We start from the raw sequence: 18090 nt of genomic DNA on the forward strand, positions 1-18090 counted from the left end.
GACTGTCCGAACTCAGCCCGCGGGTGCGGGCTCCGGTGCGGGTGCCGGCTCCACCGGCGCGGCGACCGGCTTCTGCATTTCTGCGTTGTAGGTGTCGTTGTACGTCTTGATCACCGTGGTCACGATGCCGGTGAGCTCGTTGAAGATGAGCGAACCGTTCTCGAAGTCCGTTCGGAAGCCCTCCGGCACCTTGAACTCGTCGGTGAGCGGCAGACCGAGGACGCCGTCGACGCCACCCTGCTGCAGGTACTGCTGGAAGATCTTGCCGATGACGGCCACGGCCTGGCCGGCCATGTTGGTGATGATCTCGCCGTTCTGGAACTGAGCCTTCTCGCGGCCGCCGCTGACCTGAACCAGGCCGCTGACCGGTACGCCGAGAGCGCCGGTTTCGCCGCCCGAGGACAACCACTTCTGCGCGACGGGGCTCGTCGACGCCAGGCGCTGCAATTCTGCGACCAGGGCCGGGATGTTCTCGCCCAGAGTCGAACTGACGTCCGTGCCCGGGCGTGACGGTGCCGGGTCGGTCACCGCGGTATCCGGTGCGGTGGCATCGGGCGCGGTCTCGGGTGCTGCCGGTGTGACGTCGCCGCCACCGCCGAGGTTCGCGGCCGCGATGTCGCGGATCTCCCCGAGCCTGGCGTATCCGGCGTCACCGGGGCATTCGGTGTTGCCGACGTCGCGGTGACCGAAGATCACCGGCAGGTCGACGCTCTTGCCTTTGCCGATGAACGTGAAATCCGTTCCCTCGGAGGTCATCGTCGTGGTCCCCTTGGGATCCAGACCTGCCTTGCCGAGTCGCCAGCCGAGGAACTTGCCGACCGAATCGACGGTCTCCTGCGACGGATCCTGAGTGGAGTAGTCGCCCATCATGGCCACTCCGACGGTGTTCTCGTTGAATCCACCGGCGTGCGCACCCTGGACCGGCTTGTCCAAGCCGCCGGCGCGACCCTCGAAGATCTGGCCGTACTTGTCGACGAGTGCGTTGTAGCCGATGTCGCACCAGCCCAGAGTCTGTGCGTGGTACGCGTAGATGGCGCGGACGATCTCGGCCGACTCGGACTTCGAGTAGTCGTTGCTGCCCGCGGTGTGGTGCACGGTGGCACCGCCGATGAAATCGTCGATTGTCGGGTTGGCACAACGGATCGACTCGTCGGCACCCCACTGGGCGCGGGTGATGACGTTGGGGCCTGCATCGCCCGCCACCGGAGTAGCGAGGTCGCTCAACGCCGAATCGGCGGGGGATGTGCCGGGGGTGATGAGCACGGCGCTGATGTCGCTGACTGCCGACGCCAACTGCTCGGCCGACACCTCAGGAGCGGCTTCGGGCGCAGCGGGCTCTATCGGTGCCGGATCCTGTTGGCGCAGCGGCTTGCTCGACGACGCGGGTGTGTAGCCCAAAGGCTGCTCCGCAACGGCGGGAGCAGGCGCAGGTGCGGAGGCATCGGAAGGCAGCGGAACAACCGGGACCTCCGGAACCGGCGGCGTTGCAAAGCTTTCGGGAGCAGCGCTGCTCGTCAGCGGAGTCAACAGCACCTGCACGGCCTTGGTGAGTCCCACGAAGATCGGTTCGGTGCCCTGCTTTTCCGCAGCGGGAACGGCGTCGCTCGCAGTGGTATCCACCGGTGCGGTCTGCAGCCACGGGCCCCAGGATCCGTCCTCGAGCTGACGTCGAACCTGTGCGCTCGCGCCGTTCAGCTGCTCGGAGGTCAACGCCACCATGCTGAACGGGGTGTCCTGCGAGATTTCCTTGACTGCCGCTCCGAGCGGCGGCCCGGTGGGGTCGGCAGCCTCAGGATTGACCGGTGCCGAGGCGTCCACCCTGGGGATCGGGGCCTGCGCGGTTGCGCCACCCGGCGCCGGCGTCGTGAGACCCGGGATGTCGGGAATCTCGATCGGCGGGATCACGATGGAATCCGGCAGCGGCAGGTACTTCAGATCGGAGAGCCGCAGATCGGGCAGCGGCAGGCCGGTGAGCTCCTGCAGCGGAATCACGATGTCCGGCGCAGCGCTCAGCGCGGTCTCGACGATCTTCGTCGGCACGGTGACCGGGGTTGTCTCGTTGGCCGGTCGAACTCCGGTGGTCGTGCTGTCTGTCAGCCCTGCGACCGCAAACGGGGTCGCGACGGCGAGTAGTGCGACAGCACCGAGAACGATCGACGGCTTCGTTCGACGGTTCGGCAAGGCGGTACTCCCTGGTTGGTGGTAGGTACGCGTCGTAGAATCTCCGACTGCTGAACAACAACATTCACATCAGCAACATGAGTCCCATCAGACACAAGGCTAAACCTTAGCTTGACAGTTAGCCATCCACGGGAAGTTCTGGTGGCGCGGCGCGTCGGGGCTTGCATTCCTGGGTCATTCCGCAGGCTCCACTCCCGCCTTCATGGGTCATTCCGCAGGCTCCACTCCCGCCTTCATGGGTCATTCCGCAGGCTCCACTCCCGCCCCCTACGCTTTCCACCTGTGACTGTGCACTTCATCGGAGCCGGACCCGGAGCGGCAGACCTGCTCACGTTGCGGGCCGTCGAGTTCCTGCGATCCAGTCCGGTGTGTGTCTACGCCGGTACCTACATCGACGACGCGATCCTCGAACATTGCTCGGCAGGTACTCGCCTGGTCGACACCGCGAAGCTCGATCTCGATGCCATCACCGCCGAACTCGTCGCCGCCGACCAGCGCGGGGACGACGTCGCACGCCTGTGCTCGGGTGATCCGTCCCTCTACTCCGCGATCGCAGAACAGTCGGCTCGACTCGACGCCGCGGGTGTGCCGTGGGACGTCACCCCGGGAGTGCCCGCCTACGCGGCCGCTGCGGCCACGTTGGGCGTCGAGCTGACCGTTCCCGAGGTGACGCAATCGGTGGTCCTCACTCGCGCGCAGGCCCGCTCGACGGCGATGCCGGACACCGAGGCGCTGGCCAATTTCGCGGCCACTCGCGCGACGTTGGCTTTGCATCTGGCCATCACTCGCACCCGCATCATCGCCGACGAGTTGGCGCAGTTCTACGGCTCGGACTGCCCCGCCGCAGTCGTCTTCCACGCCAGCAAGCCGGACGAGCTGGTTCTGCGCGGCACTCTGGCCGATATCGCCGATCAGGTCGAGGCCGCCGGCCTGCGTCAGGCCGCGGTGATCCTCGTCGGTCCTGCTCTGGCTCGTCGCGTCGTCGCCGAATCCCACCTGTACGACGCCTGCCGGGACCGCTCGTGAAAATCCATCTGATCGGCATCGGCGGTGGTCACCCGGATCAGGTGACGGTGCAAGCCGTCGAGAAGCTGCGGGCTGTGGACGTGTTCATCGTGGCCGACAAGGGCGCGTCCGTCGGGGATCTGGCAGCAGCCAGGCAGGAGATCCTCGAGCGCCACCACGGTGGCAGCTACCAGGTCGTCGAGGTGCCCGACCCCCCACGCGACCGGTCACCTCGGCAGTACGAGACCGCCGTCCTCGATTGGCACGACGCCCGCGCCCGGGCGTACGCCGACGTGCTCGACGGTCTCGCCGACGGCACCGTCGTCGGGTTTCTCGTCTGGGGCGACCCGGCGCTCTACGACAGCACCATCCGCGTCGTCGAGCGGATCGCCGAACTGCGCGGCGACATCGAGTTCGATGTCACACCCGGCATCTCCAGCGTGTCCATGCTGGCGGCGAGTCATCGACTCGTGCTCAATCGCATCGGGGGCCCGATCGTCATCACCACCGGCAGAAACCTGGCCGGCGACGTCGCAGCCGGGCTGGACAACCTCGTCGTCATGCTCGACGGCAACCTGGCCTGCAGTGCGCTGACCGGCGCAGGGTGGGGCATCCACTGGGGAGCCAACCTGGGTACGACCGACGAGAAGCTCGCGGCCGGGCCGCTCGACGACGTGCTCGACGATATTCGCCGCGCCCGCGCCGAGGTCAAGGAGGCGCACGGCTGGGTGATGGATACCTACCTGCTCCGACGCCTGCCAGGTTGACACCGGACCGGTCGGGCGGTGCCTGGCGGGGTGGAGCCGTCACGATCGTCGGATACCCTGGTTGCCCGTGACTGCTGTAAGCCCCGAGACCACCTCTTCCGACGCCACCGCGACCGGCCGCTACGACCTCATCGTCGTCGGATCCGGGTTCTTCGGTCTGACCGTGGCAGAACGGGCGGCGTCCCAGCTGGGCAAGCGTGTTCTCGTTCTCGACCGGCGGCACCACCTGGGCGGCAACGCGTACTCGGAAGCCGAGCCCGAGACGGGTATCGAGATCCACAAGTACGGTGCGCACCTGTTCCACACGTCCAACAAGCGCGTGTGGGACTACGTCAACCAGTTCACCGACTTCACCGGCTACCAGCACCGCGTCTTCGCGCTGCACAACGGTCAGTCGTACCAGTTCCCGATGGGCCTGGGGCTGATCTCGCAGTTCTTCGGAAAGTTCTTCTCCCCGGCCGAGGCGCGGGCCCTGATCGAGGATCAGTCCAGTGAGTTCGACTCCAAGGACGCGCAGAACTTCGAGGAGAAGGCGATCTCGCTGATCGGACGTCCGCTCTACGAGGCGTTCATCCGGGACTACACCGCCAAGCAGTGGCAGACCGATCCGAAGGAACTGCCCGCGGGCAACATCACCCGGTTGCCGGTGCGTTACACCTTCGACAACCGCTACTTCAACGACACCTACGAGGGCCTGCCGGTCGACGGCTACACCGCGTGGCTCGAGAACATGACACGCGACGAGAAGATCGACGTTCGCCTGAACACCGACTGGTTCGATGTACGCGACGAGTTGGTCGCCGAGAGCCCGAACGCCCCGATCGTCTACACCGGGCCGCTGGACCGCTACTTCGACTATTCCGAGGGCGAATTGGGCTGGCGCACCATCGATTTCGAGACCGAGGTGCTCCCGGTCGGCGATTTCCAGGGAACGCCGGTGATGAACTACAACGACGACGACGTGCCGTTCATTCGGATCCACGAGTTCCGGCATTTCCATCCCGAGCGTGAGTACCCGACCGACAAGACGGTCATCATGCGCGAGTTCTCACGTTTCGCCGAGAGCGGCGACGAGCCGTACTACCCCATCAACACCCCCGACGATCGGCAGAAGCTCGAGGCGTACCGCAACCGCGCGAAGGCCGAGACGGCCTCCAACGGTGTGCTGTTCGGTGGTCGACTCGGGACGTACCAGTACCTCGACATGCACATGGCCATCGCGAGCGCACTGAACATGTACGACAACACCCTGGCCCCGCACTTCGAGACCGGCACCGCCCTGGCGGGGGACAAATGACCGCCAAGCACCTGCTCGAGGACGGGGTTGCAGACGTCGCGCCGGTCCTCGGAAAATCGCTGTTGCAGCGAGTACTGCTGCCCCGTTCGGGTGAGCCGCTCGACGTGCGCACGCTGTACCTCGAAGAAGCGACCACCAATGCCAAACGCGCGCACTCGCTCTCGCGTACCTCGCTCACCATCGGCGGCGAGTCCGAGGTGTCGTTCTGCACCTACTTCAACGCATTCCCGGCCAGCTACTGGCGTCGCTACAGCGTCCTGAAGTCCGTGGTGCTGCGCGTCGAGGTGTCCGGCCACTGCCGAATCGACGTCTACCGGTCCAAGGCCGATGCGTCGCGCATCCACGTCGAGGGCCGCGAGGCTGTGGACGGCGATGCGGCGCAAGAGTTTCTGATCGACCTCGGCCCGTTCGAGGACGGCGGGTGGATCTGGTTCGACATCACCTCCGATTCCGAGGTGGTCCTCGAAAGCGCCGGTTGGTACGCGCCGATCGACGCTCCCGGTGAGGCGACCGTCGCCGTCGGCATACCCACGTTCAATCGACCCACCGACGCCGTCAAAGCGCTTGTCGCCCTTGGCTCGGACCCGTTGGTGCTCGACGTGATCCAGGCCGTCATCATGCCGGATCAGGGCACCCGCAAGGCAAAGGACGAACCCGGCTTCGACGAGGCCGCTGCTGCGCTCGGTGGCCGTCTCGCGATCCACGATCAGGCGAACCTCGGTGGGTCCGGCGGCTACAGCCGAATCATGTACGAGGCGCTGAACAACACTGCCTGCCAACACATTCTGTTCATGGACGACGACATCGAGATCGAGCCCGACTCGATTCTGCGGGCGTTGGCGATGTCGCGTTTCGCCAAGGTGCCCACGCTCGTCGGCGGCCAGATGCTGAATCTGCAGGCGCGTAGTCACCTGCACGTCATGGGTGAAGTGATCGACCGCGGGAACTTCATGTGGACCGGCGCGCAGAACGTCGAATACGACCACGACTTCTCCGAGGACCCGCTGCGCACCAGCAAGCTGCTGCACCGCCGCATCGACGTCGATTACAACGGCTGGTGGATGTGCATGATCCCGCGCGTCGTCGCCGAGGAACTCGGGCAGCCACTGCCACTGTTCATCAAGTGGGACGACGCCGAATACGGCTTGCGCGCACGCGAAGCCGGCTACCCGACGGTGACGCTGCCGGGTGCCGCGATCTGGCACATGGCGTGGAGCGACAAGGACGACGCCATCGACTGGCAGGCGTACTTCCACCTGCGCAACCGTCTCGTTGTCGCGTCGCTGCACATGCCCGGCGACGGCAAGGGCCTGGTGCTCGACACGATCAAGGCCACCGTCAAGCACCTGCTGTGCCTCGAGTACTCGACGGTCGCCATCCAGAACCTCGCTATCCGTGACTTCCTGGCCGGTCCCGAGCACATTCTCGAGATCCTGCCCACCGCGCTCCCGACGGTCCACGCACTGCGCAAGGAATTCCCCGACGCCGTCGTTGTCGGCAGTTCCACGGAATTGCCGCTCGCATCCGGTGAGGAAGTCGGAGCCGTCGGCCTGCCGACCAACCCGATCTCCAAGGTCCGTCGTCTGGCCAAGGGCTTGCTGCACAACGTCAAGCCTGCGCACGAGCAGCACCACGAGCGTCCGCAGCTCAACGTGCCGACTCTCGACGCGCGCTGGTTCCTGCTGTCCCAGGTCGACGGCGTCACCGTCACCACCGCCGACGGCCGAGGCGTCGTCTACCGCAAGCGCGACCGCGCGCAGGCCGCGGCGTTGCTGAAGGAAGCGCTGTCGTTGCGCAAGCAGTTGGCAGCCGAATTCCCTGCGCTCAAGGCTCGATACCGTGATGCCGTGCCGCACCTGACCAGTAAGGAAACGTGGGAACGTGTCTTTCGTTACCAGGCGTAAAGGCCAGACCGAGGTGCCGACCGAAGTGCGCATTCTCGAAAAGGTGCAGGCCACGGTCGGTAGCGCCCCCGGTGCGATCACCGTCGCGCGCGGGATGTCGCACTTCGGCGAACATGCCCTCGGCTGGGTGGCGATCGCAGGTATCGGCGCTGCTCTGGACGCGCCGCGGCGACGCCAGTGGGCGTCGGTGGCCGTCGGTGCCGTCGGATCACATGCCGCGTCCATCGTCATCAAGCGCATCGTGCGCAGGCCGCGTCCCCACGATCCGGCCGTCCGGATCAATGTCTCGACGCCGAGCAAGCTGAGTTTCCCGTCGTCGCATGCGACATCCACCACAGCGGCTGCGGTTCTCCTCGGCCGCGTGACCGGGCTACCGTTACCGGCGGTCCTCGTCCCACCCATGTTGCTCTCGCGCTTGGTGCTCGGAGTCCATTACCCCACCGACGTGCTGGCCGGATCTGCACTCGGCGCGTTGACGGCTGCTGCCGTCGTGAAGTTCGAAGGAGACAAATGAGCGAGGATGCCGCACCCGTAGGCGCACCGCCGAAGAATCTGGCGGACGGCATCGTCAAGGCGCTTCGCCCGCGTCAGTGGGTCAAGAACGTGCTGGTCCTGGCCGCGCCGTTGGCGGCAGGCTCGGTCACCGATCGCGACGTGCTGCTGTCCGTCGCGCTCGCGTTCATCGTGTTCTGCTTCGCCGCCTCCGGTGTCTATCTGGTCAACGACGCCATGGACGTCGAGGCCGACCGCGCGCACCCCACCAAGCGGTTCCGGCCGATCGCTGCAGGAGTCCTGCCCGTCACGATCGCCTACGCGATGGCCGTGGTGTCGCTCGGACTCGCCGTCGGTCTGTCGTTCTTCGCGAACTGGAAGCTCGCGCTGGTCATCGGCGTCTACATCGTCATCCAGCTGGCGTACTGCTTCGGCCTCAAGCACCAGGCCGTGCTCGACATCTGCATCGTCTCCTCGGGCTTCCTGCTCCGCGCGATCGCCGGTGGCGTCGCTGCCTCGATCCCGCTCTCACAGTGGTTCCTGCTGATCATGGCGTTCGGCTCGCTGTTCATGGCGGCAGGCAAGCGCTACGCCGAGCTGCAACTGGCCGAACGCACCGGGGCGAAGATCCGTAAGTCGCTCGAGAACTACACCACGACATATCTGCGCTTCGTGTGGACGCTGTCCGCGACGGCCGTCGTCATCTGCTACGGCCTGTGGGCTTTTCAGCAGGACGCCGAAACGGACTCCAACTGGTTCGCCATCTCGATGATTCCGTTTACTATCGCAATCCTGCGATACGCAGTGGATGTAGACGGCGGCGAGGCAGGCGAACCCGAAGAGATCGCGTTGGGAGACAGGGTTCTCCAGCTACTCGCCATAGCGTGGATCGGAGTGGTTGGTGTCGCTGTCTACCTCGCCTGACCAGCGAGACACGCGAGAAGACACCCCGGCACCGGCGGTCTCGACCAGGGCGGTCTTCTGGGTCGGGACCGTCGTCACCGGTGCCCTGTTTCTGTGGGGTGCCTGGGAACGTCGCTGGATCGCCGACGACGGCCTGATCGTCCTGCGCACCGTCCGCAACCTGTTGGCCGGCAACGGTCCGGTGTTCAATGCGGGCGAGCGGGTCGAGACCAACACCAGCACCATCTGGACCTACCTCGTCTACGCGGGTAGCTGGCTCAGCGACGGCCGGCTCGAGTACGTGGTCCTGACGATCGCGCTCGTGCTGTCCACAGCGGCCGTCGTCATCGCGATGATCGGCACATTCGCCCTGCGTGGGCGCACTGCGTCACGCACTCTCTTCCTCCCCGCGGGCGTCCTGGTGTACATCGCGGTACCGCCGGCCCGTGACTTCGCGACGTCCGGGCTGGAGACCTGCCTGGTCATCTTCTGGCTGGCGGTTTTGTGGCTGCTGATGGTGCGCTGGGGGCAGCGCCGCGGAGGTGGCGTCGAGCTGCTGCTGCTGGCCTTCTTCGCCGGCCTGGGCCCGCTGGTTCGCCCCGAGCTGTCCATCGTGTCGGTTCTGGCACTGGCGATGATTTTCCTCGCCCCACAGACGTGGTTGTCGAGGCTGCGCGTGTTCGCATTCGCGGGCGCGGTTCCCGTGCTCTACCAAATTTGGCGCATGGGCTACTACGGCCTTCCGTACCCCAACACTGCAGTGTCCAAGGACGCCGGCGGTGCCAAGTGGTCGCAAGGGTGGGCGTATCTGACCAACCTGATGGGACCGTACCTACTGTGGCTCCCGCTGGTGCTGCTCCTGCTCGGTGCCGCCCTGTCGGTGACACGAGTGCGCCCGACGCTGCCCAGAACAGTGGGCGGCCTGCTCGCCGCGTTGCGCACGCCGACCGCTGTCGTCGTATTCGTGCTCGTCAGTGGATTGTTGCTCGCGGTCTACGCAATTCGAGTCGGTGGCGATTTCATGCACGGGCGAACATTGTTGCCCGCCCTGTTCACGCTGCTGTTGCCCATTTCGATATTGCCCGTTGCGCTCCCGCAACGATGGTCCGGTAATCGTGCGACTGCTGTTTTCGTCGCAGATGTATCCGTCTGGGGTGGGATTGTCGTCTGGGCTGTGATTGCGGCGAACACGACGGGAATGCCCCAGGGCTCGATCGTCGGACGAAGCGGAATCGTCGACGAACGAGCGTTCTATTCGCTCAACACCGGGCACGCTCATCCGATCCTGGCGTCGGACTATCTCGACTATCCGCGGATGCGGGCGATGGTTCAGGCGATCGACGACACCCCGGACGGCGGATTGCTGCTGCCGTCCGCGCAATTCACCTACTGGGATGTCGTCCCGCCGCCCCTCCCGATCCCCGAGGGTGGATTCGGTCACACCGTCTACTTCCTCAACCTGGGGATGACGAGCATGAACGTCGGCCTAGACGTGCGGGTCATCGATCAGATGGGGCTGGCGTACCCGTTGGCATCGCACACCGAACGCCTCGAGAACGGCCGCATCGGTCACGACAAGAACCTCTACCCGGACTGGGTCGTCGCCGATCTGGGACTGGTCGGCATCCATCCGTACCTGCCCTGGTACATGGACGAGGACTGGGTGACCGAAGCTCAGGTGGCGTTGACCTGCCCTGACACCCAGGAAATGCTGACGTCCTACCGAGCACCGTTGACGAAGGATCTGTTCGTCCGGAATGTGAAACGTTCGTTGTTCTATGCCGGTTATCGATTCGACCGGGTGCCGAAATACGAAATACAGCGATGTGATCTTCCGGCACCCGTATTGAAGGCCGATAATTAGCCGACAGAACACGAGAAGATCACCGGGTTGCGCCGATTCGGTCTCGACGCGAAGATGAGCTGTCTCGATCCTGTAACGGGCGACGTACTTCGTGCGATAAGTGCGGAGGATATGTATGCGCCAGACCCTGGGTCGGACGCATACATGATGAACTTGCGAGATCAATCGTTGATTGCGTAACCGATGTGACGAAGCTGCTGAGAGGTCGAGTGCATGCTGGGTAGATGGAAGAGCCGGTCCGGGGACAAGCGAGCGGGCTCCTGGGGACGCCGCGCCGCAACATCCATGCTGATGGCAGTGGTGCTACCACTGGGATTGGCCGTGGCGGGCGGTGGCGCAACTGCCAACGCAGCGTTCGACGGCAACGCCATCGACGTCTGGACGGACTCGAGCATGGGCCCGATCAAGAGCCGGGTGTGGCGGGCAGCGGACGGTAACACCAACCGCGTCGTCTACCTGCTCGACGGCCTGCGCGCCACGACGGACATCTCGGGCTGGGAGCACGAGACCGACGCCGGAGCAGTTCTCGCCTCGTGGAACATCAACGTCGTCGAGCCGGTCGGTGGACAGTCGAGCTTCTACTCCGACTGGTACGCACCGTCCAACTTCAACGGTCAGAAGACCACCTACAAGTGGGAAACCTTCCTGACGCAGAACCTCCGCGAGAACCTGCGCGCGAACTACGGCTTCAACCCGAACCGCAACGGTGTCATCGGCATCTCGATGGGCGGCTCCGCAGCCCTCACGCTGGCTGCGTACCACCCGGACCAGTTCAGCTATGCCGGTTCGCTGTCGGGCTACCTGAACATCTCCGCACCCGGCATGCGCGAGGCGATGCGCCTGGCCCTGCTGGACTCCGGCCGCTACAACATCGACGCGATGTGGGGCCCGCCGTGGGATCCGGCGTGGCTGCGCAACGACCCGTTCGTCTTCGCGCCTCGCTTGCGTGACAACGGCACGCGCGTGTGGGTCTTCGCAGGCAGCGGTCTGCCCGGCGGTCTCGATCGCCCACAGAGCTTCATCGATTACTACAACACCGCGAACGGTATGGGCCTCGAGGCCATCGCCCTGGCGAACAGCCGTGCCTTCCAGATCCGCATGGCGAGCATCGGTGCCAACAACGTCACGTATGCGTTCCCGGCCGTCGGTACCCACCAGTGGGGCTACTGGGGCGAGCAGATCCGCGTCATGGCACCGGACCTGAGCGCCAACATCGGTAACTGATCCACCCGGCAGCGTTTGCTGTCGCAGTCCCCGCTTTCGGCCCTGTAGTGATATTTCACGACTTTTCAGGGCTGTTCAGCGGGGACCGCGCAGGATAGTCTCCTGTTTCAGAAACTCGCAGAGGCGAAACTGGGACGCTGATCACAGTTTTGCCTTGGAACCGCTCGATGGAATAACCTCCATCGAGCGGTTCGCCTGTTATGCAGCAGAACCTCGACGTTTCGACACACCACAGCTTCACCCCGGCCTCATGGGCCGTCAGTCAGCCCTGTTCGATTGCCGGGGGCCGCTACGACAGCGGAGACCGCGTAGATGAGAGAGAGCACGATTCATGCGATTTGCCGGCCTCAGCAGTAACCCGAAGGCGTCATCACGCTGGCGTCAGCGCCTGCTCGGCGTGGGTGCTGCCGCACTCGTTCTGCCGATCGCAGCCGGTGTCGTCGGCGGCGCAGTCGCAGTCGCTGCCCCCACTGCCGTCGTCCATCAGACCCCGGCCGGTGGCCGCGAGGACCTGATCGTCCCATCCGAGATGGGTCCGATCAAGGTCCAGGTCCAGTGGGCGGCACGCGGCGGAAACGCTGCTCTCTACCTGCTCGACGGCCTGCGTGCCCGCGACGATCGCAACGCCTGGACCTTCGAGACCAACGCGCAGGATCAGTTCGCCAACGACGACGTGACGCTGGTCATGCCCGTCGGCGGACAGTCCAGCTTCTACAGCGACTGGTACACCTCGTCGAACTTCAACGGCCAGGAAGTCACCTACAAGTGGGAGACGTTCCTGACGCAGGAGCTCCCGGCGTTCCTGGAGAACTACGGCGTCTCGCGCAACAACAACGGTGTTCTCGGACTGTCGATGGGTGGTTCGGCTGCCCTGACGCTCGCCGCGTACCACCGCGACCAGTTCAAGTTCGCCGGCTCGCTCTCGGGTTACCTGAACATCTCGGCCCCGGGCATGCGTGAGGCGATTCGTATCGCGATGCTCGATGCCGGCCGCTTCAACGTCGACTCCATGTGGGGACCGCCCTGGAACCCGGCGTGGCTGCGCAACGACCCGTTCGTCTTCGCACCCAGGTTGCAGGGTCTGTCGCTGTACATCTCCGCAGCCAGTGGCCTGCCCGGCCAGTTCGACCGCCCGGCCGCGCCGATCGATTTCTACAACACCGCCAACGGCATGGCGCTCGAGGCACTCTCGCTCGCCAACACCCGTGCATTCCAGATCCGCATGGGCACCCTCGGTATCCCGGCGACCTACAGCTTCCCGGCCAACGGAATCCACGCCTGGCCGTACTGGGGTGCCGAGCTGTGGAAGGCACGCACCCAGATCCTGGACGCGCTGAACGCCTGATTCGGTTCCGTAACGTGCTCTCCGACAATGCCGCCCCACGCTCTCGCGTCGGGCGGCATTGTCGGTTCGAGCGCCGGCTCTCCGAGCCTCCCCAATTCACATTCGCACCACCAGTCACAGCGAGTCTGCTGTTCGTGGCCATCGGGCACGTGTAGAAAGACATACGAAGCATGTCTCGAGACGAGACCTTCGGTCGTCACAGGAAAGAGAGTCACCATCATGCGCACTGGGCTTGTTCGGTTCGGTCGTACCCCATCGGCCGGCACACGGGCTCGGCGAGCGGCAGCAGCAGTGACTGTCGCCTCCGCGCTGATGATTCCCTTCGCGACGACGACGTTGGCCACTGCAGCCCCGGTTGCTCATGCCGCCCCGATGGCGCAGACCGGCCCCGCCTACACCCAGACCGGTGGTGCGACCGTCACCTCGGTGGACTGGCTCTCCGATCGCCGCGTCGCGCTGTGGATCCAGTCGCCGTCGATGGGAACGCCCATCCAGGTGCAGCTGCTGCTCGCGCGTGACTGGAACATCAACCCGCAGGCCACGTTCCCGCAGGTATACATGTTGGACGGACTCCGGGCGACCGACCAGGAGAACGGCTGGACGGCCGAGACAGACGCCGAGGCCTACTTCGCCGACAAGAACGTCAACGTCGTGCTGCCGATCGGCGGACAGTCCAGCTTCTACTCCGACTGGGTCGATCAGGACAACGGCAAGAACTACCAGTGGGAGACGTTCCTGACCAAGGAGCTGCCGCCCATCCTGGCCAAGGACTGGCGCAGCACCGACAACCGCGGCGTCGTCGGGTTGTCGATGGGTGGCACGTCGGCAATGTTCCTCGCGGCCCGCAACCCCGGCTTCTTCAAGTTCGCCGGTTCGCTGTCGGGCATCCTGACCACCACCTCGCTCGGCATGCCGCAGGCCATCCAGTACGCGATGACCGACGCCGGCGGCTACAACTCCAAGGCCATGTGGGGCGCACCGTCCAACTCGCTGTGGGCTCAGCACGATCCGTACCTGCTGGCCGACAAGCTCAAGGGCGTCAGCCTCTACATCTCGAGTGGCAACGGCTCGACCGGTCCGTATGATCAGCCGTCGCCGATTCCGGGCGTCAGCACCAACTACGCGGGTATGGGACTCGAGATCCTCTCGCGACTCACCTCGCAGACCTTCGCCACCAAGCTCAACCAGCTCGGAATCCCCGCGCAGGTCAACTACCGCCCGTCGGGCACGCACTCGTGGCCGTACTGGCAGTTCGAGTTGCATCAGCTGTGGCCACAGCTCGCCACGGCACTCGGTGTCGAGGTCGACAAGCCCGCCTGCAGTGTTGCGGGCATGATCGGCAATGCGAGCGGCGCGAATTCGTGGCTGGGTCCCTGCCTCACCGCGGAGTACAACGTTGCAGGCGGACGAGCTCAGGACTTCACGTTCGGTCGGGTCTTCTTCACTCCCGACACCGGGGCGCAGGTGGTTGCCGGCGCTATCGGCGGAATCTACCAGGGCAACAAGGGCCCCGAGGGTGCGCTCGGCTTCCCGAAGACCGGCGAGATCGCCACTCCCGACGGCCGCGGCCGCTTCAACGCCTTCCAGAACGGCATGGTCTACTTCACGCCGCAGACCGGAGCCCATATGGTCAAGGGTGCCGTGCTCGACGAGTGGGCAGCCCAGGGGTACGAGGGCGGTCCTCTGGGATACCCGGTGCTCGACGAGGTGGCAACACCCAACAAGCCCGGCTCGGTGCAGGGCTTCGAGATCGGCGCGATCTACACCTCTCCCGACGCGGGCGTGCATTCTGTGCAGGGCATGATTCTCGGTAAGTACGGTGAATTGGGTTGGGAGAGTGGACCTCTCGGGTTCCCCAAGTCCAACGAGATCGGCCCCATCCGGGACGGCGGACGGTTCAATCAGTTCGAGACCGGCAACATCTACTGGAGCCCGGTCAGCGGAGCCTGGTCCATGCCGTACGGCCCGATCTTCGACGCCTGGGGATCGGTGGGCTACGAAGGTGGCCGCCTCGGCTACCCCACCAGCGATCAGTTCGACATCGACGGTGGCGGTAAGCAACAGAACTTCCAGTTCGGCATCATCACCGTCAAGGACGGCAAGGCCACGATCGCTCCGTGACCGGAGGCAGTCACGGCTTCAGAGTTCTCTCAGAGCGTGGCTGTACTCTCGCCTGCGACCCGACGACCGAAGGATTTCGATCGATGACGCGTAACTCTCTGGCCAGAACTCTGTCACTCGGCGTGCTCGCCGTGGCGGCGAGCTCGATGCTGGTGGCGTGTGGAAGTGACGACTCGACGGCCACCGGCGCGCCGACCAGCACCACCACGGCAGCTGCGACGACGACCGAGGCGAGTTCGTCGACGTCGGCGGCCGAGAGCACCACCACTACTGTCGCTCCGACCACCAGTCCGGGCGAGGCTGCGACGGCACCGCCGGAGCAACCCCAGGCCGTGCCGGACGACTTCCCGGGGCCGACGGAGAGCCAGATCGACAACCGTGGCCAGCGTTTCCTCGACGAGCTGAAGAGCAAGGGCGTCACCCCGGCGGGCAACGGCGACATCGCGGTGTCGACGGCCAACTACATCTGTGCCGCGCAGGCGCAGGGCGTCGCAGCCGACGAAATCACGACCTACGTCACCGCGAACGTCGGCGTCGAGGCCAGTGCAGCCGGAACGCAGATGAACGAGACGCAGGCCCAGCAGGCAGCCCAGACCTACATCGCCGCCGCGCAGGCGACGTACTGCACGCCGTAGTTCGCGCTGATGGCCAAACGTAAACGCAGAGTTCTACCGGTGATCGCCTTCGCGGTGATCATCGGACTCGTCATCGTGGCCCTGTGGTACCTCCTCGCCGGGCGTCTCGGACCCGGACCGGGACCGGTACCGCCGCCGGGGCCCGAGCAGCCGACCTCGCAACCGGCGGACTGCCCGGACGTCCAGGTCATTGCTATCCCGGGTACGTGGGAGTCGTCGTCGACCGATGACCCGTACAACCCGACCGCCAATCCGGTGTCGCTGATGCTCAACGTCACTCGGCCGCTGCAGGAGCAGTTCCCCGGATCTCGCGCGGACATCTACACGGTTCCCTACGTCGCACAGTTCTCGAACCCCATCGCGCTGCCGCCGGACGGCCAACAATCGTACAACAACAGCCGTACCGAGGGCAAAAACGTTGCGGTGCAGAAGATGTCGGACGTCGCAGCGCGGTGCCCACTGACCAACTTCGTCATGGCCGGCTTCTCTCAGGGAGCAGTCATCTCCGGCGACATCGCGGCCGACATCGGCGCGGGTAACGGACCCATCTCCGCCGATCGTGTCCTCGGCGTCACCCTCATCGCCGACGGCCGCCGCGACGGAGTGTCGGGTACCGACGTGCCGGGACCGCTCGACGGTGTCGGAGCCGAGGTCGCCCTCGGGGGACTCGACCTCCCCGGCATCACCATGACGGGGCGTCGGGACGGCGGATTCGGCGCGCTCGACGACCGGACCAATCAGATCTGTGCACCCGGCGACCTGATCTGTGCGTCCCCGTCGGATGGACTGTCGCTGCGCAACATTCCGCAGAGCATCCAAATTCTGATCGGGGCGGCGGGCAATCCGGTGCACGCGTCGTACAACAGTTTCGTCGTCGACGGTTCCGGCACGACGGCCACCCAGTGGACGGCGGCGTGGGCGGCCGATCTGATCGAGAATGCGCCGACGCCTCCGCACTCGTGATCGGGTCGTGTGGACGACGGCGTGATCGGGGTCGTGGGTAGCGCAGTGACCGGTGTCATGGATAACGGACAGGTCACAACGCGGCGTGTCGCCAACTGGTGCAGGGCACAAACCTGTGGTCTGCGACCCCCAGTCGGTGGGATCCGCTCCCGCGAGCGGCTAGAGTGACGCCTTGGACCTGCGCGGATCGGCCCCGGCCGACTGCCCCGCACGGTGTGCCCAGACCCCGGTGCCGACCACCTCAGACCCCAGGTGCCGGCCGCTCCAGACCCCAGAGGAGAGCAATAGATGAGTTCCGCCGAGGCCGCGACCCCCGGGCCGCGCAAATTCCGCTTCGCTGCAGGCGGAGAGGGAAACGCGGAGGAGGGCGGGGCTCGGAAGTTCATCAAGCTGGCTCAGCAGGCCGAGGAACTGGGTTACGACAGCTTCATGATCCCCGATCATCTCGGTAATCAGGTCGGGCCGATCGCGGCGCTCGGAGCTCTCGCCGTCGCCACCGACAAGATTCGGCTCGGCACGGCGGTGCTCGCCAACGGCTTCCGCCATCCCGCGGTGCTCGCCAAGGACGCGGCGACCATCGATGTGCTCTCCGGCGGACGGCTCGAACTCGGACTCGGCGCGGGCTGGATGCGCGAGGAATACGACAAGGCCGGCATCACCTACGACCGTCCCGGCGTCCGCATCGAGAAGCTCGCGGAGACCCTCGACATTCTCGACGTGTTGCTGCGCGGCCAGGAATGCAACTACGAGGGCAAGCACTACACGATCACCGGTCTCAAAGGCAGCCCTCGTCCGCGTCAGGGACCGCGTCCGCCGATCTGCATCGGCGGCGGCGGCCCCAAGATGCTCGCGCTGGCGGCCAAGCACGCCGACATCATCTCCGTGGTGCCGAGCACCTCGAAGGAAGGCAAGTTGCTGCTGTCGGGCATGACGATCGAGAAGACTCTCGAGCGCGTCGAGCTCATCCGGGCTGCCGCAGGGGATCGGTTCGACGACATCGAGCTGAACTGGGCGATCACCACCATCGTGGTCACCGACGATCGCGAGCAGATGGCCGAGATGGCGTTGGCCGCGCTGGACAACGGTTATCCGCCCAACGTGGACGTCGACGTCAAGCTCACGGTCGAGGACATTCTGTCGTCGCCGTACCTCGCCTTCGGAACGTACGAGGAAATCGCCGATCAGATCCGTAACGTTCGCGCGCGGACGACGATGTCCTATGTCGGGGTTTTCCCCACACAAATGGAAGCATTCGCTCCGGTTGTCGACTTGCTGAAAGGCGAGTGACGCAGGCGCGTGTCGGTAGCATGGAGTCGGCCTCGAGGTCGACCGAAACCGCCACCGCTGGAGTTACCACTTAGTAACATAAAACGCTGTTCGGTGTCTGCA

14 protein-coding genes are annotated in these 18090 nt (G+C 65.3%); 13 read left to right on the forward strand and 1 reads right to left on the reverse strand.

What is annotated here, in order from left to right:
• Positions 1-12 precede the first annotated feature (12 nt).
• Positions 13-2181, reverse strand: a complete 2169-nt coding sequence (locus tag JLZ96_RS14555) for a peptidoglycan recognition protein (RefSeq protein ID WP_201010438.1) — start codon at positions 2179-2181, stop codon at positions 13-15.
• A gap of 282 nt (positions 2182-2463) precedes the next feature.
• Between JLZ96_RS14555 and cobM the strand changes: the two genes are divergently transcribed.
• The 13 genes from cobM (at position 2464) to JLZ96_RS14620 (ending at position 17988) form a co-directional block, all read left to right on the forward strand.
• Positions 2464-3207: a precorrin-4 C(11)-methyltransferase gene (gene cobM, locus JLZ96_RS14560; protein WP_201010439.1), complete on the forward strand. Its 744-nt coding sequence runs from the start codon at positions 2464-2466 to the stop codon at positions 3205-3207.
• Positions 3204-3953 carry a precorrin-6A synthase (deacetylating) gene (gene cobF / locus JLZ96_RS14565; RefSeq protein ID WP_201010440.1) on the forward strand — a complete coding sequence of 250 codons (750 nt, stop codon included), beginning with the start codon at positions 3204-3206 and terminating at the stop codon, positions 3951-3953. The genes cobM and cobF overlap by 4 nt, the downstream gene beginning before the upstream one ends.
• Before the next feature lie 67 nt (positions 3954-4020).
• A complete protein-coding gene (gene glf / locus JLZ96_RS14570) occupies positions 4021-5250 on the forward strand; it encodes a UDP-galactopyranose mutase (protein WP_032385360.1) in 1230 nt (409 codons plus the stop codon).
• Positions 5247-7154 carry a glycosyltransferase gene (locus JLZ96_RS14575; protein ID WP_032366754.1) on the forward strand — a complete coding sequence of 636 codons (1908 nt, stop codon included), beginning with the start codon at positions 5247-5249 and terminating at the stop codon, positions 7152-7154. Before glf ends, JLZ96_RS14575 begins: the two co-directional genes overlap by 4 nt.
• The gene (locus JLZ96_RS14580) at positions 7132-7668 is read left to right on the forward strand and encodes a phosphatase PAP2 family protein (RefSeq protein ID WP_174557191.1); all 537 of its coding nucleotides are present in this window, start codon (positions 7132-7134) and stop codon (positions 7666-7668) included. The genes JLZ96_RS14575 and JLZ96_RS14580 overlap by 23 nt, the downstream gene beginning before the upstream one ends.
• Entirely contained in the window at positions 7665-8570 is a 906-nt protein-coding gene (locus JLZ96_RS14585; RefSeq protein ID WP_027494814.1) for a decaprenyl-phosphate phosphoribosyltransferase, read from the forward strand. The genes JLZ96_RS14580 and JLZ96_RS14585 overlap by 4 nt, the downstream gene beginning before the upstream one ends.
• Positions 8548-10413, forward strand: a complete 1866-nt coding sequence (gene zomB, locus JLZ96_RS14590) for a flagellar motor control protein ZomB (RefSeq protein ID WP_283550341.1) — start codon at positions 8548-8550, stop codon at positions 10411-10413. The genes JLZ96_RS14585 and zomB overlap by 23 nt, the downstream gene beginning before the upstream one ends.
• Positions 10414-10626: 213 nt before the next feature.
• Entirely contained in the window at positions 10627-11637 is a 1011-nt protein-coding gene (locus JLZ96_RS14595) for an alpha/beta hydrolase family protein (RefSeq protein ID WP_174557192.1), read from the forward strand.
• Between the two features lie 331 nt (positions 11638-11968).
• Complete coding sequence (locus JLZ96_RS14600; RefSeq protein ID WP_027494811.1) at positions 11969-12982, forward strand: alpha/beta hydrolase family protein; 1014 nt, start codon at positions 11969-11971, stop codon at positions 12980-12982.
• Between the two features lie 219 nt (positions 12983-13201).
• Positions 13202-15103, forward strand: a complete 1902-nt coding sequence (locus JLZ96_RS14605) for an alpha/beta hydrolase-fold protein (RefSeq protein WP_201010441.1) — start codon at positions 13202-13204, stop codon at positions 15101-15103.
• A gap of 83 nt (positions 15104-15186) precedes the next feature.
• Positions 15187-15738, forward strand: a complete 552-nt coding sequence (locus tag JLZ96_RS14610) for a DUF732 domain-containing protein (protein WP_032374174.1) — start codon at positions 15187-15189, stop codon at positions 15736-15738.
• A gap of 9 nt (positions 15739-15747) precedes the next feature.
• Positions 15748-16701, forward strand: coding sequence for a cutinase family protein (locus JLZ96_RS14615; RefSeq protein ID WP_201010442.1), 954 nt, complete (start codon positions 15748-15750; stop codon positions 16699-16701).
• Between the two features lie 288 nt (positions 16702-16989).
• Positions 16990-17988: an LLM class F420-dependent oxidoreductase gene (locus JLZ96_RS14620; protein WP_027494807.1), complete on the forward strand. Its 999-nt coding sequence runs from the start codon at positions 16990-16992 to the stop codon at positions 17986-17988.
• Positions 17989-18090 lie beyond the last annotated feature (102 nt).

The sequence above is a fragment of the Rhodococcus sp. NKCM2511 genome, from assembly GCF_014905595.1.
Classification (GTDB): domain Bacteria; phylum Actinomycetota; class Actinomycetes; order Mycobacteriales; family Mycobacteriaceae; genus Rhodococcoides; species Rhodococcoides fascians.